The sequence below is a fragment of the Namhaeicola litoreus genome, from assembly GCF_042679565.1.
Classification (GTDB): Bacteria; Bacteroidota; Bacteroidia; order Flavobacteriales; family Flavobacteriaceae; genus Namhaeicola; species Namhaeicola litoreus.
This window is the reverse complement of sequence record NZ_JBHTMY010000004.1, coordinates 230,578-253,969: the sequence shown is the minus strand read 5'-3', so window position 1 is coordinate 253,969 and position 23,392 is coordinate 230,578. Positions and strand designations below refer to the sequence as shown.

Genomic DNA, 23,392 nt, shown 5'->3' with positions numbered 1-23,392 from the left:
TCACAAAACAACAAAATAAAGATTCATGCCAAATTGGATGCAAAAACCAATATCATCCAGATGAGTGAATCAATTACTTATTACAATAAATCCAATGTAGAATTAGACACATTATTTTTTCACAATTGGGCAAATGCCTACAAGGATCAAGAGTCGCCCTTGGCAAAACGACTTTTAGAAAATTATGACAAATCTCTCTATTTTTCTAAGCCGAAGAAAAAAGGTTTTTCACAAATTCAAAAAGTTTCTTCCCAAATGGAACCACTGAATTGGAAAAATTTTAAGAACACTCCCGATATTTTTTATATTCTTCCAAATAAAAAGATTAAACCTCTGGATTCTATCATCATAGATCTCACCTATTTTGTAAAAGTGCCAAGTTCAGAGTTTACTCAATACGGTTACTTTGAAAACGACTATAATTTACGTTACTGGTACATTGTGCCCGCTGTTTTTGATCAAAAATGGGAATTGATGAGCAATCTTGACATGGATGATCTCTTTGTTGAACCCTCTGATTTCGATATTGAATTTGAAACGCCGAGAGGTTTTACACTTCACTCTGATTTGAGACAGCAGGTGAGTAAGAAAGATGATCATAGCTTATACCATTTAAATGGTGAAAACAGGGTAGATATAGAACTTAAAATTGAATTGCTCAATTCCTTTGGCTATTACTGTGCCAGCAGTACAGAAGTCGTTACGGATTTGCCAAGCCAAAATTTAGAAGATCAACTTAAAACAGACATCTTAGACAGGCAATTAAATTTTATCAGCGAATATCTAGGAGACTACCCATTTGATAAATTTTTTATAAACAATATAACTTATAAGAAAAATCCGGTTTATGGGTTTAATCAATTGCCAGATAAATTAACACCTTTTAGTGATGTTTTTGAATGGGATATCAAAATTTTCAAAGCGCTTACAGATAAATTCATTCACAACACCATCATTACAAACAATAGGACGGATTATTATTTGCCTGACGGCATTCAGATTTTTCTCATGATAAAATATGTGGAAAAATACTATCCGGAGATAAATGCCATCGGAGATATTTCGAAACTTTGGGGAATCAGAAAATACAACATTGCAAAACTTAAGTTTAACGGAAAATATCCTTTCGTCTATCAGTTCGCAACAAGAACAAATATCGATCAATCTTTGGTTACCCCATTAGACTCGTTATCAAATTTTAACAGGAAAATTGTAAATAAATACAAGGCTGGTTTAGGTTTAAGATATTTAGATGCCTTTGTACAAGACAGTGTTGTTCCTAAAAGTTTAAAAGAGTTTTATCAACAGGAGGCATTAAAAATTACGAAGAGTAACGAACTCGAAAATTTAATTACTGCCAAAACAGATAAAGACCTGAGCTATTTCTTTAGAAATTATATTACAACCAACAAAAAGATAGACTACACCATTAAAAGTGTAAAAAAAGAGGGAGACTCCTTAAAAATTGAAATTAAAAATTTGAGCAATTTTACAGCTCCAGTTGCACTTTATGGGGTAAAAGATGACCAAACATTGTTTAAAACATGGGTTGAGAATGTGGACTCAACTAGAACTGTAAAAATTAAAAACAAAGGATTTGAACGCGTAGCACTCAACTATGAATTTCTGTATCCAGAAAACAATTTGAGAAACAACTGGAAAAAAGTTGACAATGCCCTATTAAATAGACCCTTAAAATTAACATTCTTTAAAGATATTGAGGATCCCTTTTACAATCAGCTTTTTTATAACCTCTATATCGAATACAATTTTTACGACGGAATCGTTTTAGGGCCTCAATTGTACAATCAAGCAGCGATAAAAAAGAAATGGCTTTTTAAATTTACTCCCGTATACGGATTTAAGAGTACAGCTGTATCAGGAAGTTTTGCCTTGCTATATCAGCATTTACCCGAAAACTCGCCTATATATAGCTATAACGCAGGAATATCGGGAAGCAATTCGTTTTATGATACCGACCTGAGATTTAATAAATTATCCCCCTTCTTTTTGATGAGTTTTACGAGGAAATCACTTAGAGATGTTGGTGGCAGCTATTTTATGGCAAAATATAATATTATTGATAAGGAGATTCCAAAAGGCCAGGAAGCATTACCTGAAGATAAATACAACATTCTAGTTTTGAGATATGGCTACGGTCAACCCAATATAATTAATGACCTCCAATATTTTGCCGATTTTCAATACAACAGGGATTTTACAAAAGTGGCTATAGACCTGAGATATAGATATTTGAACAAGAAAAATAGACAATTTGATTTTAGATTTTTCTTAGGTAAATTTCTCAGAAACAAAACAGATACAGATTTTTTCAGTTTTGCCTTAGATCGTCCTAGCGATTATTTGTTTGAATACAGCTATTTAGGAAGATCTGAAAGTTCAGGATTCTTCAGCCAAGAAATTATTATTAGTGATGGCGGTTTTAAAACAATTTTTGAGGATAAATATGCCAATGATTTTATGACGAGCTTGAATGCGAGTGTTGGAATTTGGCGCTGGATAGAAATCTATGGCGATATTGGTTTGGTAAAGAATGAAGGTTTCGATCCCTATTTTAGGTATGACAGTGGCATTCGTCTGAACTTTGTACCAAACTTTTTGGAATTGTATTTCCCCTTGCAATCTAGTTTAGGTTTTGAACCCTCACTCCCCGATTACGCCACAAAAATAAGATTCGTCTTAACAGGAGATCCTTCAAAAATTTACAATTTTATCAAAAGAGGGTTTTATTAATTATTGTTAATTTTTTTATTAAATTTTGCTGTTTATTTATCATTATATTTAAATTTTTCCATTAAATTGTCTATATTATCAAAATCGAAAAATGGAATTTAAGAAATTACTAATTACCTTTAATAATCAATAAAAATACGTTTCTTTTCAAAAAAACTGTCTTAATAACCTCATATTGTACTGATTAAGTTCGTGTTTGTTTCAATCAATCCACAATGAGTATCGTGACAATTTCAAGCATATTTTTTTATATTTGTAAAAACCCTAAAACAGCTAATATATGTCTACTAAAACTTTGGATTCTTCGCGGAAATTATCCTTTGATGATTTCAAAAATGAAGTTCTAAAAGATTACAAAACAGCACTTGTTAGTCGAGAATGTAGCATATTAGGTAGAAGAGAAGTATTAACGGGAAAGGCAAAATTTGGAATTTTTGGTGGTGGAAAAGAAGTTCCTCAGCTCGCAATGGCAAAGGCTTTTCAAAAAGGGGATTGGCGTTCAGGGTATTACAGAGATCAGACTTTTATGATGGCCATTGGCGAATATAGTCCAAGACATTTTTTTGCCAGCCTTTACGCCCATGCTGATATCAAAGCCGATTCATTTTCGGCAGGAAGGCAAATGAACGGGCACTTTTGTATTCATACCATCAATGAAGATGGTACTTGGAAAGATCTAACCAAGCAATATAATGTGAGCTCAGATATTTCGCCAACTAGTGGTCAGATGCCAAGACTAGTTGGGTTGGCCGAAGCATCAAAAAAATACAAACAAATTGAACAACTTCACCATAAAACCAGATTCTCAAACAAAGGGAACGAAGTAGCATGGGGTACAATAGGAAATGCCAGCACCTCAGAAGGTCCGTTTTTTGAAGCCATCAATGCAGCCGGAGTATTACAAATACCAATGGTGATTAGTGTATGGGATGATGCTTACGGTATTTCTGTTCCTGCAAAATACCAAACCACCAAAGAAAGTATTTCCGAAATTTTAAGCGGGTTTCAGAGAACAAAAGAAAAGGCGGGTTATGAGATTTTTGTTGTTCAGGGATGGAATTATTCACAAGTTGTTGATGTTTATCAAAAGGCCGCTAAAATAGCTAGAGAAGAGCATGTGCCTGTACTTATTCATGTAACTGAACTTACCCAGCCCTTAGGACATTCCACTTCAGGTTCTCATGAAAGATACAAGAGTCAGGAGAGATTAGCATGGGAGAAAGACTATGATTGTATCGCTAAAATGAGGCAATGGATAGAGCAATTTGAATTACAAGATGAAGATGGGAATACCCTTAAATTCTATGATGATTTAAGCGAAATTCGTGAGATCGAAGAAGGTGCGAAAAAGGAGGTTCGGGCAGCTAAAAGAGATGCCTTAAATGCCTACCTCGCCCCTATTATAAAAGAACGTGAAGAGTTGCTTCTGATGCTAGATCACATATCACCTCAAAGCAGTCATAAAATTTCTTTAGACAAGATTAGGAGAGACTTACAAAATATCGAAGAACCTATTAGAAGAGATATCCTTGATGCGGCACGTAAATCATTAATGCATATGCGTGATGATAGCCCTGAAATTAAGAACAGTCTGCAAAAATGGGTACTCAATTATCAATCAATACAAAACGATAGATATAATTCCCACCTTTACAGTGAATTACCTAATAACGCAACAAATATTCGCGAAATAAAACCTGTATATGAAGAGGAAGCCCCATTGGTAGATGCTCGGATTGTGTTAAGAGATAATTTTGACATGATTCTCACCCAGCACCCAGAGGTACTTATTTTTGGAGAAGATTCAGGAAATATTGGTGATGTAAACCAAGGCCTGGAGGGTTTACAAGAAAAACATGGTATTGAAAGAGTATATGATACAGGCATAAGAGAAGCTACAATTATTGGTCAGGGAATCGGTCTAGCAATGAGAGGCCTCCGCCCAATTGCCGAAATTCAGTATTTAGATTACCTATTCTATGCCACTCAGGTATTAACTGATGATTTAGCCACCTTGAGGTATCGCACATTTGGAAAACAAATTGCCCCATTAATTGTGCGTACTCGCGGCCATAGACTCGAAGGTATCTGGCATTCGGGCTCTCAAATGGGAAGCTTAATCAACCTGTTTCAAGGAATTTATATCCTGGTTCCAAGAAATATGACCAAAGCTGCAGGCTTTTATAATACCTTACTAAAAAGTGATGAGCCAGCTATTTTAATAGAAAATCTCAACGGTTATAGGTTAAAAGAAAGAGTTCCTTCTAATTTAGGAGAATTTACAACACCAATAGGTGAAGTAGAAACAATTAAGGAAGGAAGTGATGTAACCGTTCTTTCTTATGGGTCAACACTGAGGTTAGTTGAAGAAGCTTCCAAAGATTTATCTGCCATCGGAATTGATGTTGAGATTATTGATGCACAATGTCTCATGCCCTTTGATCTTAAGCATGAGATCTTAAATAGTATTAAAAAAACGAACCGTTTGGTTATAGTCGATGAAGATATACCAGGTGGAGCATCGGCATATCTTTTCGAAAATGTGGTGAATAAACAGAATGGTTATTTATATTTAGACAGCAAACCAACCACGATTACAGCTAAGGCACACAGACCTGCATATGGAACAGATGGAGACTATTTTTCTAAACCTTCTGTAAACGATATTTTTGAAGGAATTTATTCTGTAATGCATGAGGCTTTCCCCAGGAAATTTAGAAGCTTGTATTAACTTCATTAATAAATTGTTAAAATTCTAAAAATCAGTCGTTCACAAACGATAATTTTAGTTTTAACATCTTTAGGTCATCATTTTTTTATACTTTTGTGATCTAATTATCCTCCCCTTCAACAATATATTCAATTAAAAAACGTAAGTAATAAAAAATGATGTTTTCATGAAATATGTGAAATTTCTTGTCGTACTGCTGCTCTTGAGTAGTTTTTTTTCTTTTAAAAGTTCAAATATTTCAATTAAAAAACAAGACAAAGCCATCGCTTTAATTACAATTTCGAAACCGGGTATCAAAGATTTGGTCCTTTCATTTTATCAAAAATTAAATGATCCAGATCTTAATCTTGATGCATTTGAGAAGGCTTACAAAGGTTACTTACTCTTATTACAAGACAAAAAAGTTGAAAATGAAAATTATTTGACGGTTGTCGATATGAGTGCCTCTGCCAACCAGACACGCTTTTTTGTGATTGATATTAAAAATGAAAAGATAGTCGATAAAAGTATGGTGGCTCATGGCAGAAATTCAGGATCTGAATTTGCCAAAGCATTTTCAAATAAAATTGGCTCTTACCAAACCAGTTTGGGTTTTTATAAAACTGCGGAATTATATACAGGTAAACATGGCCTTTCATTAAGACTTGACGGGCTTGAAAACAGCAATAGTAATGCAAGAGCTAGAGCAATTGTGATTCATGCAGCAGATTATGTGAGTGAGCTTTTTGTGAAAAGAAATGGCCGATTAGGTAGAAGTTTGGGTTGTCCCTCTTTACCGCCAGATCAGTTTAAACCAATTATTCAAAAAATAAAAGAAGGAAGTATCCTTTTTATTTACCACCCCACAAAATCGTATTTGAGCGGTTCTAAAATTATTAATACACCAGAATCCTTTCTTAGAAAATTGAATGTTTAAGAATTTTAGTAAATTAAATTAAAGCATTGTTGATTTCCTTTACCAAACTCGGTCCTTCGTAAATAAATCCTGTGTACAATTGAATAAGATCAGCTCCTGCCTTTAGTTTTTCCAAAGCGTCTTCGGGACTGTGAATTCCACCTACCCCTATAATAGGAAAAGCTTTATTTGATTTTTCAGCCAAAAATCGAATTACCTCTGTAGATCTCTTAGCTAAAGGTTTACCGCTTAACCCCCCTTGCTCTTTCTTACTGTCTGACTGTAAATTATCCCTTGAAATTGTCGTATTTGTAGCAATAACACCTGCTATACCAGTACTTTTTACGATATCAATAATATCTAATAATTGATCATCCGTTAAATCAGGTGCAATCTTTAATAGAATGGGCTTAGTTGTATTTTTCTTTAAATTTGCTTCCTGCAAGGTTTTAAGAAGCTTGGTAAGCGGTTCTTTATCTTGTAACGCCCTTAAATTTGGTGTATTCGGAGAACTTACATTTACAACAAAATAATCTACATAATCAAATAGCTTTTCGAAGCAAATCAAATAGTCGTCTATAGCATTTTCGTTTGGAGTTACTTTATTTTTACCAATATTTCCTCCAATAATGATATCAGATTTTCTGTGTTTTAATCTTTCCACCACAGCATCAACACCCTCATTATTAAAACCCATTCTATTAATAATCGCCTCATCTTTCTTTAACCGAAATAATCGCTTTTTTTCATTTCCTGGTTGAGGTTTTGGCGTAACTGTTCCTATTTCTACAAATCCAAAGCCATAATTAGAAAATTCATCAAAAAGCACTGCATTCTTATCAAAACCAGCCGCTAATCCTACTGGATTTTTAAACTTTAATCCAAATACTTCACGGTACAACTTTGGATCTTCGAGTACAAACTTAGATCGAGCTAAAGATTTAGTAAAAGGTAATTTATACAATATTTTAATGGCCGAAAATGTAACATGATGTATATCTTCCGGATCGAAATTGAATAATAAGGGTCTGATAATACTTTTATACATCATTCGTCAATTATCTTAATTCTGCTTCGAATTGCTCTTTAAAACTTTGCTGCAGCTTACCCATAATTTTATCGATTTGCTTTTCTGTCAGCGTTTTATTATCATCTCTTAAAACGAAGCTTAGTGCATATGACTTTTTGCCTTGTGGTAATTTATCCCCTGTATACACATCAAAAAGATCGACTTTTTTCAAGAGATTTCTTTCCACCGAAATTGCAGTTTCATAAAGATCTTTAAACTGAACTTTTTGATCTAAAAGCAGCGCTAAATCTCTTTTCACTTCAGGGTACTTTGGTAAAGCAACAACTTTTATAGTATCAGATTCTATTTCTGCCATTAATACGTCCCAAGAAAAATCCACGAACCATACATCTTGCTTAATACCAAAATATTTTGTCATTTTTTCATTTAGAAGCCCTAATTCTAAAAGCTGTTTTCCATTTTTAGAAAAACCTACACCTTCAGAAAAAATATCGTTTTCAGATGAAATTACTTCAAAATCTGCAATTCCCAAACGCTGGAAAATTGCCTGGCAAATCCCTTTCAAATAGAAAAAATCTGTAGGTTTATCAATAGAATTCCAGCTGGAGGCGTTTCTTTCACCCGAAACTGTAAGTGCTAAATGCTTTTTTTCTTCATAACCATTTGAGGTCTTATGATAAGATTTTCCTATTTCAAAAAATTTAATATTCGCATTTTTTCGATTTAAATTATAGGCTACAGCTTCAAGACTACCGAAGACCAAAGACTGCCGCATTACTTCGAGATCCTTGCTCAAAGCATTCACTATTTTTACATTTTCCTTCTCTTTTAGGCTGTCGATCATTTCCACATAATCAGCTTTAGTCAATGAGTTTGCCATCATTTCTGAAAAACCTTGGGCTACTAGAACAGAAGATATAATTCCCTCTATTTTCTCGTTACTCAGTTTTTCTGAATAGGAAATTGAAGTATTTAATTTGGTAGTAGAACGAATATTATTATAACCGTATACGCGCAATATATCCTCAACTATATCTGCTTCTCGCTGAACATCAACCCTATATGATGGAATAGTTAAGCCCAAACCCGATTCTGTCTGGTTATTAATTTTAATATCTAAGGAGGCCAATATATTTTTAATGATATCGGAAGGAATTACTTCACCAATTAAACGGTTTGCTTTTTCATAGGATAAATGAACCTGAAAATCTTGGATCTTTTTTGGATAAATATCTACAACATCAGATACAATTTTCCCACCGGCCACTTTTTTGATTAAAATCGCAGCCAATTTTAATGCATATTCAACATTTTCAGGATCAATTCCCCTTTCGAAGCGAAAGGATGCATCTGTATTTAAACCATGCCTTTTAGCTGATTTTCTAATACTAATCGGGTCAAAATAGGCAGATTCTAAGAAAATACTTGTGGTTTTATTCGTAACTCCAGAAGTTTCGCCACCAAAAATTCCGGCTAAACACATTGGGTTGCTTGCCCCATCACAAATCATAATATCCTCTTCATCCAAGATTCTTTCAACCCCATCAAGTGTTTTGAACTTAGTACCAGTAGGTAAACATTTTACAATAATCTTATCTTCTTCAATTTTTTTTGCATCGAATGCATGTAGGGGCTGTCCCAAACTATGCAGCACGAAATTGGTCACATCTACCACATTGTTGATGGGTTTCTGTCCTATCGAGAGCAATCTATTCTTTAACCAATCTGGAGATTCAGCAACAGTTAAATTCACTAAGGTCACTCCAGCATAACGCGGTGTTTTGTTATAATCTCTTACTTCAACATTAATTTTATGGGTTCTTTCATCAACATTAAAATCTCCTACAGAAGGAGTAATTAATTCTTTGTTGATATCATATTGCTGTATCAGTCCTGCGCGCAGATCTCTCGCAACACCCATATGACTCATGGCATCAGCTCTGTTAGGTGTTAAACCAATTTCGAAAACCTCATCTTTAAAAATTTCGAAAACAGATGCTGCAGGTGTCCCAACTTTTATTTTTTTGTCTAAGATCATGATGCCGTCATGGCTATTGCCCAACCCTAGTTCATCTTCTGCGCAAATCATACCATGGCTCTCTTCCCCTCTTATCTTTCCTTTTTTTATTACCCAAGGCTCTCCTTCTGCACTAAATAAAGTTGTGCCAATCATTGCTACAGGAACTTTTTGTCCTGCCGCCACGTTTGGGGCTCCACAAACAATTGACAAGGGTTTGTCTAAACCAACATCAACAGTTGTCACCTTTAATCGGTCTGCATTAGGATGTTGGTCACATGTTAAAACTTCTCCAACTACTATTCCATCTAATGATCCTTTGACAGATTCAAATTTTTCAATTCCTTCAACTTCCAAACCTAAATCGGTTAAAATCTCAGCAACTTGCTCTGCTTCCAAATCTATCTTCAAAAACTGTTGCAACCAGTTATATGATATTTTCATAAATATATTTTATATTTCAATTTTAGCTAAAAAAAGACTTTAATATCGCTAAAAAATAGATCGTTTTTAATGTTGTGCAAATATAATCATTTGAAGGAAGTAGGCTTTATTTCGATTTTAAGATTTTTTACGTTATTTTTAGGAGATATTTCTTAATCTAGCATTTTAATTAGCTACTTATATCTTATTTATGGCAATAGAAATAAAAAGACTTTTTGACTTTCTATATTTTCAGTTAGAAAGTAACCCTATACCCAATAGTTTAAATACAAAATATGACGGAAAATGGGTTTCGGTGAGTTCGCAAGAATTTGTGAATTCTGTAAATCAAATGAGTAGAGGACTATTAAATTTAGGTGTAGAACAAGGTGATAAAATAGCCTTAATATCTTCTACAAATAGAACCGAATGGAATATTCTGGATATGGCAATTATGCAATTGGGCGCTATCAATGTTCCCATTTATCCAACGATTGGTGAAAATGATTACAAATATATTTTTAATCATGCCGAAGTAAAATTCTGCTTTCTTTCTGATGAAAAATTATACGAAAAAGCAAAATTGGCTCAAAAAGATTCTCCTAAGCTACTTGAAATCTTCACTTTTGACCAAGTTGAAAATGCAAAAAATTGGAAAGAGATATTTCATTTAGGTAAGGATCTTACAAGGCAAGAAGAGGTAGATAAATTAAAAGCCCAAGTAAAGGCAGAAGATTTGGCAACAATTATTTATACTTCAGGTACTACAGGTACACCAAAAGGAGTTATGTTGACTCACAATAATATTGTTACCAACGTGATAGACAGTACACCCCGCCTACCCATTACAACAGGAAGTGGCGTAGTGATGAGTTTCTTACCAGTCTGCCATATTTTCGAAAGAATGCTCCATTACCTCTACATACACAACAGTTTAGCCATTTATTTTGCAGAAAGTATAGAAAAAATATCAGATAATTTAAAGGAGGTAAAGCCACACTTTATGAGTGTTGTTCCACGGTTATTGGAAAAAATTTACGATAGTATCGTTGCAAAAGGGGCTGATTTACCGGGTATTAAAAAAATGATTTTCTTCTGGGCGATTGACGTAGGTATGGCTTACGAACCCTACGCACAGAAAAGTTGGTGGTACGAGAAAAAGCTAAACCTTGCGAGAAAATTGATTTTTAGTAAATGGAAAGAAGCTCTTGGAGGAAGATTGCACACCATGGTTTCCGGAAGTGCTCCTCTTCAACCAAGATTAACCAGAATTTTTTGTGCTGCTGACTTACAAGTAATGGAGGGATATGGCTTAACAGAAACTTCACCTGTTGTTTCTGTAAATCAATACACCGGCGAGAATTTTAGAATCGGAACAGTGGGTAAACTAATCAACCGTGTTGAAGTAAAAATTGCGGAAGATGGAGAGATTTTAGTGAAAGGACCTAATGTTATGATCGGTTATTATAAAGATCCAGAAAAAACTGCCGAAGTAATGACAGGTGATTTTTTCCATACAGGTGATAAAGGTGAAATAGATTCAGATGGATTTCTTAAAATTACCGGAAGAAAAAAAGAGATATTTAAAACTTCAGGAGGAAAGTATATCGCTCCGGCACCCATAGAAAATCAAATGAAACAATCGCGATTTATTGAACAAATTTTAGTGATTGGTGAGGGACAGAAAATGGCCGCAGCACTTATACAACCCAATTTTGAATTTGTAAAAGAATGGGCAAAAAGACATCATATTGAAATAGGTAACAGTATTTTAGAAATAGCTCAAAATTCTAAAGTAAAAGAAAGGATCATGGAGGAGGTAGATAAAGGAAATGAGCAATTCGGCAAATGGGAGACCATTAAACGAATTGAATTAACACCTGATATATGGACCGTAGATAATAATTTGCTCACCCCCACCTTTAAACCTAAAAGAACAGAAATCTTAAAAAAGTATAAAGATTTATATGATAAAATCTATTCGTAATTCTTTATTTTAGCGCCTCAAATCAATCATGGAACATTTTATCGTATCGGCCAGAAAATACAGACCCCAAACATTTTTAGATGTCATTGGGCAACAATCTATTACCAATACCTTAGAGAACGCGATAAAGAATAACCATTTGGCTCAGGCCTTACTTTTTACAGGACCAAGAGGTGTGGGTAAAACAACATGTGCCAGAATTCTTGCCAAACGCATCAATCAGGAAAGTATGGATCAGGTGCCTGAGGATGAAGATTTTGCCTTCAACATATTTGAGTTAGATGCGGCCTCAAACAATTCTGTAGATGATATTCGATCTTTAACTGAACAAGTTAGAATTCCGCCACAAACCGGTAAATACAAAGTTTATATTATAGACGAGGTGCATATGCTGTCTCAGAGTGCCTTTAATGCTTTTTTGAAAACTTTGGAAGAACCTCCGGCTCATACTATTTTTATTCTGGCAACTACAGAAAAGCACAAAATTATTCCAACTATTTTATCGCGCTGTCAAATATTTGATTTTAAGCGTATTGGAGTTATCGATATAAAAAATTATTTACACACCATTGCAAAACAGGAAAATATTACTGCGGATGACGATGCTTTACATATTATTGCTCAAAAAGCGGATGGAGCATTAAGAGATGCATTATCTATCTTTGACAGAGTAGTTAGTTTTTCAGGAAATAATCTTACACGAGAAGCGGTTACAGAAAACCTAAATGTATTAGATTACGAGGTGTATTTTAAGATAACTGATTTACTCCTAAATAATCAAATTCCTGAGGTTTTATTAGCCTTTAATGAAGTTTTAGATAAAGGTTTTGATGGTCATCATTTTATAACCGGTTTGGCCTCGCATTTTAGAGATGTTTTGGTAGCAAAAGATTCTTCAACAATTGCCTTATTAGAAGTTGGTGATAGAGCAAAAAATAAGTACTTAGAGCAAGCCGTCAAAGCCACTGTGCCTTTTTTGATGGAAGCGATAGACTTGGCCAACCAATGTGATCTGAATTATAAAGCTAGTAAAAATCAACGCTTATTAGTTGAATTAGCGCTTATGCAGATCGCCTCTATCAATTTTGATAGAGAAAAAAAAAAGTCTGAACGATTCATAATTCCAGCGCAATTCTTCAGCCATTTGGAAGTACAAGAAAGACTCGATGTACCAACCTCAGAACCAAATCAGTCGCAAGTTCCTCCCATTCCCAAACCAAAAGCAGCGATTGACATAAAAGTTAGTCAATACAAAGAAAAAATTCTCGTCACAGAAAAGGTAGAAGAAATAAAAATCATTAATCCTGTATTAAAAGGGATTAAAGCGACCAGCAGGAAATCTGCACTCAGTATGAGTAGCATAGAGCGCAAAAAATTAGAGGAAGCCGATTTAAATGAAAAACGCAAAGAAAGAGAACGATTGCTGCAATCTAAAACTTTGCCCAAAGATGATTTTACTGAGGAGCAATTTTTTAATATTTGGGAATCATATATTGATTCTTTGCATGAAAATGGTGAAAAGATTTTTGCCTCAATCTTAAATGCAGATAAACCTGTTTTAGTTAAACAAATGATTCATGTTACTTATTCCAATAATTTGATGAAATCAGAATTGGAAAAAGTAAAACCAAAAGCCCTTCAGTTTATTCGAGAAAAATTGAACAATTACAGTATTGATTTTGTGGTCCATATCAATGAAGAAGAAACAAACAAAATCGCTTATACCAATCAAGAAAAATATGAGCATCTCAAAGAAAAGAATAAAGCTTTGTCTTACCTGCGAAAAGAATTTAAACTTGATATTTAATCCTACCCCATCAAAATACTCGTCTTTGAAATCATTTGGAATAATATTTTTCTTACTGGTCTTTTTTTTATCTCAAAATGGAAAATGCCAAGAGTCAATGCAAAGAGAATTTAGAGGAGTTTGGATTGCAACGGTAGAAAATATCGATTGGCCGAGCTCAAATAACCTGTCTTCAGAAGATCAAAAAAAAGAGTTGATCTCTATTTTAGACCTCTATAAATCTCTAAATCTAAATGCAGTAATTTTTCAGATCAGACCATCGGCAGATGCTTTTTACAAATCAAAATATGAACCCTGGTCTTTTTGGTTAACGGGTTATGATGCGCAATCACCAAGTCCCTATTATGATCCTTTGGCTTTTGCCATTGATGAAACACATAAAAGAGGAATGGAGTTTCACGCGTGGCTGAATCCTTATCGGGCCATTATTAATTACCCCGAGATGAAATCAAAACCATTGCCACTCACATATAATAAATCTGAGTGGTTTATCAATTATGGAAAAAATAAATATTTCGACCCCGGTAATCCGGAAGTTAGAGATTATACAAATGATATTGTTGCAGATGTAGTCCAACAATACGATATAGATGCCATTCATTTTGACGATTATTTTTATCCCTATAAAATTGAAAATACGAAATTTAATGACGATTATTCTTTCAAAAAATACAACGATAAATACAGCGAAACAGAACGTGATGACTGGCGTAGAGAAAATGTAAATACCATCATTGAAGAACTGCGCCATACCATTAAATCAATTAAACCATGGGTACAATTTGGTATTAGTCCGTTTGGCGTTTGGAGGAATCGAGATATCGACCCTAGAGGTTCTGATACCCAAGCTGGACAAACCAATTATGATGATCTTTATGCAGATATACTGCTTTGGATGGAAAAAGGTTGGATCGATTATTTAATACCTCAAAATTATTGGCATATAGGCAATCAGTTAGCAGATTACGAAAAAGTAGCAAGATGGTGGAACCAAAATCATTATGATATACCAATTTACATTGGTCATGGTTTGTACAGATTAAATAGAGAGAATAATGACAAGGCATGGAAAATTAAAAACCCGACAGAAATTGAAAAGCAGTTATTGTTGAACAAATCTTTGAAAAATATCAAGGGAAGTGCTTATTTTAGTGGTAAAACCTTTTTACAAAACCCATTGAATATCAATAAAATTTTAAAACAAAATTTTTATGCTCAACCCGTCCTTGCTCCACTCTATAACAATCAAACTAATAATATACCCGAAGCTGTTTACGATCTGCAAATAAATAAAATCAATTCTCGAACAAACCAAATTTCCTTTAAAAAACAAAAAGTAAATCTTGAAAAAGACGCTATAAGATTTCTGATTTATTTTTTTGAAAAGGGAGAAAATGTAAATTATGACAATCCTAAAAATATAGCTTGGATAACCGGTGAGGCGTCTTTCCTATTTAATCGAAAGGAGTTTAAAAATGGCATTTTCGCAATTTTTGCCGTGAATAGATATAATCAATTAAGCATGCCTAGTTTAATTATAAATGAATAAGCTATCATTAATTTTCAACCTCCTTTTGAATGAAAAACTCTGATGTTTAATCAGTTTTTAATGTACATTTATTAAAAAAAATGAAACCTTCTTTTATCCTCTTCTTAGTAATAACCTTTGTCCATCTCCATATTTTTGCTCAGGAAAAAATTACTGATACAATTATGCTGAGAAATGGAAAAATTATTTTGGGCAAGGTAAAAGAAATTGCAGATGAAGAAATAAAATATGCCCAAGATGGCCTGAGAGAAGATATAACTATAGGAATAGATAAGGCTAAAGTTGATAAAATTATCTTTGCAGATGGGAGAGAATATGACATTGATAACTCTATGAGTGTTTACGAAGACCTAAGTACGCAGAGAAAAAACATTCTTAAGTTCAACTTATTTCTTCCTATAGCAGGCGCTGTTGAGTTTGGTTATGAAAGAAGTCTTAAACCGGGTAATAGTCTTGAAGGAAATATTGGTTTTATTTACGGAAACAACTCAACAGACCAAGATGCTTCAGGCGTTTTTTTAAAGGTGGGATATAAATTTATACGTTCTCCGGATTTTTATTTAAAAGGAATGAAGTACGCACATATTTTAAAAGGCTCTTATATTAAACCGGAAATAGCTTTTACTTCTTTTTCTTATGACATTAAAAATTATGGTTATGGCAATAATTCTGGCTCCACGACTAATTTTGCAGGCCTGATCAATTTTGGTAAACAAGTAGTGTATAACAATAGAATTTCCATAGATTATTATTTGGGTGTTGGTTATGCCACAGGTGATCTGGACGAAGCAGATTATTATTACGCCTTTTTAGGAGGAGCAACTTCCTCATTTGTCATGACAGGAGGAATTCGGGTGGGTTATCTATTTTAAAAAAATGAAATAACTATCTTGTAAAAACCCATTTATCAACTGTAGACAGATTATCATCAAAAGAGTAACCTTCCCAGTCAAAACCTTTTATTTCATCAGGATTGACAATACTTTTTTCAACAATAAATCGGGCCATTGCTCCCCTGGCCTTTTTTGCAAAAAAACCAATCATTTTTAATTTTCCTTGATGAAAATCTTTGAATTCAGGTGTAATGACCTCACTTTTCAATTTCTTTTGATCAATCACCTTAAAATACTCATTACTAGCTAGATTAATCAAAGGATCTCCTTCTAATTCTTCATTTAGAGAATTAGTTACATCCTCTTTCCAAAACTGATATAAATTATCCTTTCTTCCAATTTTAATTTTGGTGCCCATTTCTAATCGGTAGGGTTGAATCAAATCTAATGGTTTCAAAACACCATACAGCCCTGATAAAATTCGTATTTTATCCTGAAGTGCCTCGATTTTACTATCAGATATAGTATATGGGTCTAATCCTACATATACATCCCCATTAAAAGCATATATAGCCTGTCTGGCATTTTCTTGTGTAAAAGGCAAATGCCATGCTTGATTTCTTTGATAATTTAGTTCACTTAGGTCTTTCGAAATACCCATGAGTTGGGCTAATTTCTTCGCACTTTGCTTTTTAATGACTTTATTTAATTTTTCTGACTTATCCAAAAACGAACAAGTTGAATAAGCTTTGGTTGGCACCTTACTTTCAAAATCAAGTGATTTTGCCGGTGATATAACTACTTTCATCATGATTTATTCTTCTTTTTGATATAAAGTATAATTTCTCCATTTTTCTAAACACAATTGCATATCTTCAGGTATTTCAGAATCAAACCTCAAAAAATCCTTTTTTGTTGGATGCATAAAACCAAGTGTTTTGGCATGCAAAGCTTGTCTTGGCAAGACAGCAAAGCAATTCTCTACAAATTGTTTGTATTTGCTAAAAGTGGTTCCTTTTAGTACGAGGTTGCCCCCGTAACGCTCATCATTAAACAAGGTATGACCAATATGCTTAAAATGAGCCCTTATTTGATGTGTTCTACCTGTTTCGAGCTTACATTCCACCAATGTAACGTAATTGAAGCGCTCAACTACTTTATAATGTGTAACTGCTGGTTTCCCAAAATCTCCCTCAGGAAAAACATCCATTTGCAATCGATTTTTAAAACTTCTTCCAATATGACCCTCGATCGTTCCTTCTTCCTCCTCAAAATTGCCCCAAACCAAGGCGTAATATAGTCTCTCTGTTGTTCTTTCAAAAAACTGATTCGCTAAATTTGCCATGGCATACTCTGTTTTGGCAACAACGAGCAAACCACTGGTATCTTTGTCAATCCGGTGCACTAAACCAGGTCTTTCATTACTATTAGTTGGAAGATTTTCGATGTGATGGATAAGTCCATTAACCAAAGTGCCACTATAATTTCCATGTCCTGGATGTACTACTAAACCTGCAGGTTTATTAAGCACGATGACCTCTTCATCTTCAAAAAGGATATCTAAAGGTATGTCTTCTGCTACCAATAAGTTCTCGTGTGGCGGATGGGCCAAAACTACCCTTACCTGATCACCAGATTTTACTTTATAATTTGGTTTTACGACCTTTTCGTTAACCAGAACATTTCCCGCTTTAACAGCCTGTTGAATTTTATTTCTTGTAGCATTCTCTATAAAATTCATCAGAAATTTGTCGACTCTTAATGGCTCTTGCCCTGCCGATGCCCTAAAGCTGAAATGTTCATACAGATCATCATTTGTGATTTCTTCAAAATTCTCCTGCATCATCAATGGAATCTGTTTTTACAATACTATCTAATTCTTCTAAGCCATCACCTAGAACCAAATCTAAAATCGAATTTTTAGGTAAAAGCTCGCCCGGCTTAATTTCTCTACCTTTGTATTCAAGCATTCTTACGACATTCTTACCTAGATCAGGAATAAATCTTTCTTTGCCAATATTAAATCCTGAAGAACGCAATCTTGTTACAACTTGTCTTTTTGTCTCATCAAGCACATCAGGAATTTGAACTTTCATATAATCTGATGGATTTAAAGTTAGGTAGATTTTCCTTTTGTGTTTCACATAACTTCCGGCCTCAGGATCTTGCTCGATGACAGACTTCGGCGGATAATCCGGATTATAGTTTGAAGAATCTATTACCACATAAGATAATTGCAACTCTGCCAAAGCCTTTTCTGCCTCTTCAACAGAAAGCTTTTCTAACGTTGGTACTGAAATTCGTTCGTTATGATTGGTATAAGATTTTAAACCCCTTCCCAAAACAAACAGTAACAACAATGACAACGCAAATATGGCCAGCAAATTAGACCAAAATTCTTTGCTCTTGATGTATTGAAAAAAATTCATAAAATAATTTTAGCGGTAAAGATAAATGAAATTGTAAGAAACCTGTTCATCTTAAAATCATTTTATGTCCTTAGGTAAAAGTTATTTGCTTCAAAACATCTATTTGCAGCTTCACGTTTTTTTGTAAGTTTGTTAGCGAGCAATAGGTGTTATATGAAAAAAAATATCGCCATCGTGATGGGTGGTTATTCTAGCGAGGTAGAAATTTCTCTAAAAAGTGGGAACGTTGTTTTTGATGAACTTGATCATTCCTTTTACCAAATATATAAGGTACTAATTTTAAAGGATAAATGGGTTTGGCTTGACAAAGATGAAAATGAACATCCTGTTGATCGAGCAGATTTTAGCTTAATAAACGGCAAAGAAAGAATAACAATTGATTGTGTTTTTAATGCTATTCATGGACATCCAGGTGAAAATGGCGTGCTTTTAGCTTATTTTGAATTGCTCAAAATGCCTCACACTTCTTCTCCGTTTTATCAAATGGCGGTTACCTTTAACAAAAGAGATACTTTGAGTTTTTTAAAACCATATGGTATTAGAATGGCCAATTCCGTTTATTTAAATAAGGGAGACATTTATTGGCAAGATCAAATTTTGAGAACTTTGGGCCTTCCGTGTTTTGTAAAACCAAATAAATCAGGATCCAGTTTTGGCGTGACAAAGGTGAAGCATGAAGATGACCTAGAAGCTGCCATACAATTTGCCTTTAAAGAAGATGATGAAATTTTAATTGAATCATTTTTAGATGGTATTGAAGTTTCTGTTGGCGTTATTGAATGGAAAGGTGAAATTAAAGTTTTACCAATTACAGAGATTGTGAGCCAGAATGAATTTTTTGATTTTGAAGCGAAATATTTAGGAAAATCTGATGAGATTACACCTGCCCGCCTTTCTTTATTACAGCAAAAAAACATCGAAAGAGTTTCACATAAGATTTATAAAACACTAAATTTAAAGGGCTTATCTAGAGCAGATTTCATAATTGTTGAGGACACTCCGTATTTTATAGAACTCAATATGGTGCCGGGTCTTACTAGAGAAAGTATTTTGCCAAAACAAGCCAAAGAAGCAAATATAAGTCTGACTGAATTATTTGGCAATTGCATAGAAATGGCTTTAAAAAACTAATATGAGACGAGCAGTTTTTCCCGGATCTTTCGATCCACTTACCCTCGGGCATACAGATATTATTAACCGAGCATTAGATTTGTTTGACGAAATTATTATTGCCATAGGATCAAATGCATCCAAAAAATACATGTTTTCTCTTGAAGAAAGGAAGGCAATTATTGAAAAAACATATGCCTCGGTGGATAAAATAAAAATCGATACTTACCAAGGTTTAACGATTGATTATTGCAAAAAAGTAAATAGTAGTTTTTTGTTGAGAGGATTAAGGAATCCAGCCGACTTTGAGTTTGAAAAAGCCATTGCGCATACCAATAGAAAATTATCTAAAATTGAAACCGTTTTTTTATTAACCAGTGCTGACACTTCTTTTATCAGCTCTAGTATTGTTAGAGATGTATTGAGAAACAAGGGAGATGTTTCACTTTTTGTGCCAAAAGCGGTTTTAGAAGTTCGATCGTATTAATGGTTCAAATGTCAAAATATTTTTTAGCCATCTTTTTATTCATTGGTCAATTTTGCATTGCTCAGGAAAATCAAACCATTTTTGAAAAAAACGGAGAAACCAAAACTGCCACTTACCATGAAACCATTGATTTTTATCGTCAATTAAGCAGAAAATACCCAAGTATTTCTATCCTTGAATTTGGAGAAACGGATTCGGGGTTTCCGCTACACCTGGTTCTCTTTCAAAAAGAAGGTAAATTTATTCAGGAAGACCACCCAAGTAAGTCGCTCATTACCATCTTAATTAACAACGGCATTCATCCCGGAGAACCTGATGGTGTTGACGCAAGTATGATGTTGATAAGAGATCTTGCAAACGGCAAATTGAACTTTTCTGGCATCAAAGATCTTTTAGTGGGAGTTATTCCTATTTATAATATCGGTGGAAGTTTAAACCGAAATAGTACCAGTCGTGTTAATCAAAATGGACCTGAGGAATACGGCTTTAGAGGAAATGCCCGAAATTTTGACCTCAACCGCGATTTTATAAAAGCCGACACAAAAAACACAATAGCATTTGCTGAAATTTTTCATTTTTTGAATCCGGATATTTTTATTGATAACCATGTAAGTAATGGTGCCGATTATCAATATATCCTCACACACCTTTTTACACAACACAATAAATTAGGAGGGATATCAGGAAATTTTTTAGAACAGACCATGCGTCCATGGATTGAAAATGATTTGAAGAAAAAGAATTTTCCAATTACACCTTATGTCAATGTTTTTAATCGTGTACCCGATAATGGATTTCAGCAGTTTTTCGACTCTCCGAGATATTCAACTGGATATACGACATTATTTAACACTTTGGGATTAATGGTAGAGACTCATATGTTAAAACCTTATGAACAAAGAGTTTGGGGCACCTATGAGTTAATGGTTTCTGCACTTCATTTTGGGATTAAATTCAAAGAAAAAATACATTCCATTAGAGAGCAAAAACTAGATCTTGTAAAAAATAAAGATTACCCTATTCAATGGGAAATAGACACAACTATGCACAGGTTGATTTCTTTTAACGGATATGAAGGAAATGTGGTTCAAAGTGAGATTACAGGGTTAGACAGACTTCAATATGACAGATCAAAACCATTCACGAAACCCATCAAGTACTATGATCAATTTATTCCTTCCAAAACGGTAAAAATACCTTTAGCCTATATTGTTCCTAAAAGTGAATGGAAGGTTTTGGAGAGGTTAAAAATGAATCAAATTGTAATGGAAACTTTACAGAGAGACACAGTTATTCAAGCGGAATTATATATTATCGAAGATTACAAAACTTATGATTCACCATATGAGGGCCATTACCCTCATTATAATACAACGGTTAAAACTGAAAAGAAAAATATTGATTTTTCAAAAGGAGATTTCATAATTACAACGGACCAAAAAGGGATTCGATATTTGCTTGAAACATTAGAGCCTGAAGCCAAAGATTCTTTTTTTAATTGGAACTTTTTCGATCCTATCTTGCAACAAAAAGAAGGATTTTCACCCTATGTTTTTGAGGATTTAGCGATTGAAATTCTTGAAAAAGATCCTGAATTAAGAGAACGATTTAATCAGAAAAAACTAGAAGATCCTAACTTCAGCAATAATTCGTATTTGCAATTAGAATTTATCTACAATCAATCCAAGTACAGAGAAAGCAGTTATTTGAAATATCCCATTTATCGGGTCACAGATTGATTAAAATTTTCAGGATCCTCTGCAATATGATACCTCGGATCATCAATGGCATTCACAATAACATCTTTAAAAGCTGGATTGTTATTTGTAAGAAGTAATTTACATTCTTCACTTAGGTGTTTAAGCACGACTTTTTTATTAGCATTTTCATATTTTTCGACAATACCTTTGATAGCTTCAATCGCAGAATGGTCACTAATTCTTGATTCTATAAAGTCAATTTCCACGTTAACCGGATCATTTTTCACATCAAATTTATTATTAAAATTACTTATTGATCCGAAAAATAATGGTCCCCAAATTTCATACACTTTTGTACCATCTTCTTTGATAGATTTTCTGGCTCTAATTCGCACGGCATTTTCCCAAGAAAAAACCAAAGCACTAACAATTACTCCGGCAAACACGGCTATAGCCAAATCGAAAATAACAGTAAGGGCTGATACTAAAATAATTACAAAAAAATCGGCTCGTGGAATTTTGCCAAAAATTCTAAAACTACTCCAGGCAAATGTTCCAATCACTACCATAAACATAACCCCTACTAGTGCAGCAATCGGTATTCTTTCGATATAGGGAGCTGCAAAAAGGATAAAACTTAAAAGCATTACCGCAGCCACAATTCCTGATAGTCTTCCTCTTCCTCCTGACTTAATATTTATAATAGACTGTCCAATCATGGCACATCCTCCCATACCTCCAAAAAAACCAGTTACCACATTCGACATCCCTTGTGCAAGGCATTCCTTATTGGCATTACCTCGTGTTTCTGTTAGATCATCAATTAAATTCAAGGTCATCAACGATTCGATTAGACCAATTGCAGCTAAAATCATTGAATAGGGCAGAATAAACCTAAATGTTTCCCAATTCAAAGGGATTTTTGAAAATATTTCTGATTGAAATGTTGGAAGACCACCTTGAAGACCTGTTCCTCCTCCGTCTCGAATAAAAGAACCAACAGTGGCTACATCTAAATTAGCGAATAATGCAATCCCAGTAACAACAAGAATTCCGATTAAAGCGCCCGGTAATTTCGAGGTAGACTTAAAATAAGACAAACCGAACATAATAAGCATGGTAAGTCCGACCAACCCCAACATGATATACATATCTCGCCCATGAAGCCACTCCTTTTCACCGTTCACAACCTCTTTAAACATCCCCAATTGCGACAAAAAAATCACAATGGCCAATCCGTTAACAAAACCCATCATAACAGGATGTGGTATTAACCTAACAAATTTCCCTAGTTTTAAAAATCCGGCAAGCATTTGGATAGCTCCCATAAGAATGACCGTAAGAAACAAATAATACAAGCCTAAATTTTCTCCCTCAACACCCATAGCGTTTCCTCGGGCGACCAAGGTTACCATAACAACCGCTAGCGCTCCAGTGGCGCCAGAAATCATACCAGGTCTTCCGCCAAAAATAGAAGTGATGAGACCAACCATAAAAGCCGCATATAGACCAACTAAAGGATCCACTCCGGCGACAAAAGCAAAAGCAACTGCCTCTGGCACCAATGCCAAGGCAACGGTGATTCCTGATAAAATATCATTTTTTGCCGTTGGTATTTGTTTTGTGATAAATTCTCTCAT

At 34.2% G+C, this 23,392-nt stretch carries 16 protein-coding genes; 10 read left to right on the top strand and 6 right to left on the bottom strand.

What is annotated here, in order from left to right; genetic code table 11:
- Positions 1-60 precede the first annotated feature (60 nt).
- The 3 genes from ACFQ39_RS15070 to ACFQ39_RS15060 all read left to right on the top strand — a co-directional run bounded on the left by ACFQ39_RS15070 (position 61) and on the right by ACFQ39_RS15060 (position 6,401).
- Complete coding sequence (locus ACFQ39_RS15070) at positions 61-2,754, top strand: aminopeptidase (RefSeq protein WP_377180485.1); 2,694 nt, start codon at positions 61-63, stop codon at positions 2,752-2,754.
- Between the two features lie 280 nt (positions 2,755-3,034).
- Positions 3,035-5,485 (top strand): alpha-ketoacid dehydrogenase subunit alpha/beta, encoded by a 2,451-nt coding sequence (locus tag ACFQ39_RS15065; RefSeq protein WP_377180483.1) that lies wholly within the window; start codon positions 3,035-3,037, stop codon positions 5,483-5,485.
- Positions 5,486-5,651: 166 nt separating this feature from the next.
- The gene (locus ACFQ39_RS15060) at positions 5,652-6,401 is read left to right on the top strand and encodes a murein L,D-transpeptidase catalytic domain family protein (protein WP_377180481.1); all 750 of its coding nucleotides are present in this window, start codon (positions 5,652-5,654) and stop codon (positions 6,399-6,401) included.
- A 13-nt stretch (positions 6,402-6,414) separates the two neighbouring features.
- Here ACFQ39_RS15060 and ACFQ39_RS15055 read toward each other — a convergent pair whose 3' ends face one another.
- Both ACFQ39_RS15055 and pheT read right to left on the bottom strand, forming a co-directional pair.
- Positions 6,415-7,428 (bottom strand): quinone-dependent dihydroorotate dehydrogenase, encoded by a 1,014-nt coding sequence (locus tag ACFQ39_RS15055; protein WP_377180479.1) that lies wholly within the window; start codon positions 7,426-7,428, stop codon positions 6,415-6,417.
- A gap of 10 nt (positions 7,429-7,438) precedes the next feature.
- Positions 7,439-9,871 carry a phenylalanine--tRNA ligase subunit beta gene (gene pheT, locus ACFQ39_RS15050; protein WP_377180477.1) on the bottom strand — a complete coding sequence of 811 codons (2,433 nt, stop codon included), beginning with the start codon at positions 9,869-9,871 and terminating at the stop codon, positions 7,439-7,441.
- 190 nt (positions 9,872-10,061) lie between these two features.
- Between pheT and ACFQ39_RS15045 the strand changes: the two genes are divergently transcribed.
- The 4 genes from ACFQ39_RS15045 (at position 10,062) to ACFQ39_RS15030 (ending at position 16,065) form a co-directional block, all read left to right on the top strand.
- The gene (locus ACFQ39_RS15045) at positions 10,062-11,837 is read left to right on the top strand and encodes an AMP-dependent synthetase/ligase (RefSeq protein WP_377180475.1); all 1,776 of its coding nucleotides are present in this window, start codon (positions 10,062-10,064) and stop codon (positions 11,835-11,837) included.
- Positions 11,838-11,865: 28 nt separating this feature from the next.
- Positions 11,866-13,644 (top strand): DNA polymerase III subunit gamma/tau, encoded by a 1,779-nt coding sequence (locus ACFQ39_RS15040; RefSeq protein WP_377180473.1) that lies wholly within the window; start codon positions 11,866-11,868, stop codon positions 13,642-13,644.
- 97 nt (positions 13,645-13,741) lie between these two features.
- On the top strand, positions 13,742-15,193 hold the full coding sequence (locus ACFQ39_RS15035; RefSeq protein ID WP_377180471.1) for a glycoside hydrolase family 10 protein: 1,452 nt from the start codon (positions 13,742-13,744) through the stop codon (positions 15,191-15,193).
- Positions 15,194-15,273: 80 nt separating this feature from the next.
- Positions 15,274-16,065: a hypothetical protein gene (locus tag ACFQ39_RS15030; RefSeq protein WP_377180469.1), complete on the top strand. Its 792-nt coding sequence runs from the start codon at positions 15,274-15,276 to the stop codon at positions 16,063-16,065.
- Between the two features lie 13 nt (positions 16,066-16,078).
- Here ACFQ39_RS15030 and yaaA read toward each other — a convergent pair whose 3' ends face one another.
- The 3 genes from yaaA to ACFQ39_RS15015 are packed head-to-tail and all read right to left on the bottom strand — an operon-like array spanning position 16,079 to position 18,455.
- The gene (gene yaaA, locus ACFQ39_RS15025) at positions 16,079-16,834 is read right to left on the bottom strand and encodes a peroxide stress protein YaaA (RefSeq protein WP_377180509.1); all 756 of its coding nucleotides are present in this window, start codon (positions 16,832-16,834) and stop codon (positions 16,079-16,081) included.
- 6 nt (positions 16,835-16,840) lie between these two features.
- Positions 16,841-17,869 (bottom strand): RluA family pseudouridine synthase, encoded by a 1,029-nt coding sequence (locus ACFQ39_RS15020; RefSeq protein ID WP_377180507.1) that lies wholly within the window; start codon positions 17,867-17,869, stop codon positions 16,841-16,843.
- Entirely contained in the window at positions 17,853-18,455 is a 603-nt protein-coding gene (locus ACFQ39_RS15015; protein ID WP_377180467.1) for a PASTA domain-containing protein, read from the bottom strand. The genes ACFQ39_RS15020 and ACFQ39_RS15015 overlap by 17 nt, the downstream gene beginning before the upstream one ends.
- A gap of 153 nt (positions 18,456-18,608) precedes the next feature.
- Here ACFQ39_RS15015 and ACFQ39_RS15010 point away from each other — a divergent pair, with 153 nt between their 5' ends.
- The 3 genes from ACFQ39_RS15010 to ACFQ39_RS15000 are packed head-to-tail and all read left to right on the top strand — an operon-like array spanning position 18,609 to position 21,791.
- The gene (locus ACFQ39_RS15010) at positions 18,609-19,586 is read left to right on the top strand and encodes a D-alanine--D-alanine ligase (protein WP_377180465.1); all 978 of its coding nucleotides are present in this window, start codon (positions 18,609-18,611) and stop codon (positions 19,584-19,586) included.
- A gap of 1 nt (position 19,587) precedes the next feature.
- Positions 19,588-20,052 carry a pantetheine-phosphate adenylyltransferase gene (coaD, locus tag ACFQ39_RS15005; RefSeq protein ID WP_377180463.1) on the top strand — a complete coding sequence of 155 codons (465 nt, stop codon included), beginning with the start codon at positions 19,588-19,590 and terminating at the stop codon, positions 20,050-20,052.
- A gap of 8 nt (positions 20,053-20,060) precedes the next feature.
- The gene (locus ACFQ39_RS15000) at positions 20,061-21,791 is read left to right on the top strand and encodes a M14 family metallopeptidase (protein WP_377180461.1); all 1,731 of its coding nucleotides are present in this window, start codon (positions 20,061-20,063) and stop codon (positions 21,789-21,791) included.
- Here ACFQ39_RS15000 and ACFQ39_RS14995 read toward each other — a convergent pair.
- Positions 21,773-23,392, bottom strand: a complete 1,620-nt coding sequence (locus ACFQ39_RS14995; protein ID WP_377180459.1) for a SulP family inorganic anion transporter — start codon at positions 23,390-23,392, stop codon at positions 21,773-21,775. The genes ACFQ39_RS15000 and ACFQ39_RS14995 overlap by 19 nt on opposite strands.

Coding starts and splice junctions, on each gene's coding strand:
- ACFQ39_RS15070 (WP_377180485.1), top strand. CDS start 61: ATGAGTGAATCAATTACTTATTACAATAAATCCAATGTAGAATTAGAC.
- ACFQ39_RS15065 (WP_377180483.1), top strand. CDS start 3,035: ATGTCTACTAAAACTTTGGATTCTTCGCGGAAATTATCCTTTGATGAT.
- ACFQ39_RS15060 (WP_377180481.1), top strand. CDS start 5,652: ATGAAATATGTGAAATTTCTTGTCGTACTGCTGCTCTTGAGTAGTTTT.
- ACFQ39_RS15055 (WP_377180479.1), bottom strand. CDS start 7,428: ATGTATAAAAGTATTATCAGACCCTTATTATTCAATTTCGATCCGGAA.
- pheT (WP_377180477.1), bottom strand. CDS start 9,871: ATGAAAATATCATATAACTGGTTGCAACAGTTTTTGAAGATAGATTTG.
- ACFQ39_RS15045 (WP_377180475.1), top strand. CDS start 10,062: ATGGCAATAGAAATAAAAAGACTTTTTGACTTTCTATATTTTCAGTTA.
- ACFQ39_RS15040 (WP_377180473.1), top strand. CDS start 11,866: ATGGAACATTTTATCGTATCGGCCAGAAAATACAGACCCCAAACATTT.
- ACFQ39_RS15035 (WP_377180471.1), top strand. CDS start 13,742: ATGCAAAGAGAATTTAGAGGAGTTTGGATTGCAACGGTAGAAAATATC.
- ACFQ39_RS15030 (WP_377180469.1), top strand. CDS start 15,274: ATGAAACCTTCTTTTATCCTCTTCTTAGTAATAACCTTTGTCCATCTC.
- yaaA (WP_377180509.1), bottom strand. CDS start 16,834: ATGAAAGTAGTTATATCACCGGCAAAATCACTTGATTTTGAAAGTAAG.
- ACFQ39_RS15020 (WP_377180507.1), bottom strand. CDS start 17,869: ATGCAGGAGAATTTTGAAGAAATCACAAATGATGATCTGTATGAACAT.
- ACFQ39_RS15015 (WP_377180467.1), bottom strand. CDS start 18,455: ATGAATTTTTTTCAATACATCAAGAGCAAAGAATTTTGGTCTAATTTG.
- ACFQ39_RS15010 (WP_377180465.1), top strand. CDS start 18,609: ATGAAAAAAAATATCGCCATCGTGATGGGTGGTTATTCTAGCGAGGTA.
- coaD (WP_377180463.1), top strand. CDS start 19,588: ATGAGACGAGCAGTTTTTCCCGGATCTTTCGATCCACTTACCCTCGGG.
- ACFQ39_RS15000 (WP_377180461.1), top strand. CDS start 20,061: ATGTCAAAATATTTTTTAGCCATCTTTTTATTCATTGGTCAATTTTGC.
- ACFQ39_RS14995 (WP_377180459.1), bottom strand. CDS start 23,392: ATGAGAGAATTTATCACAAAACAAATACCAACGGCAAAAAATGATATT.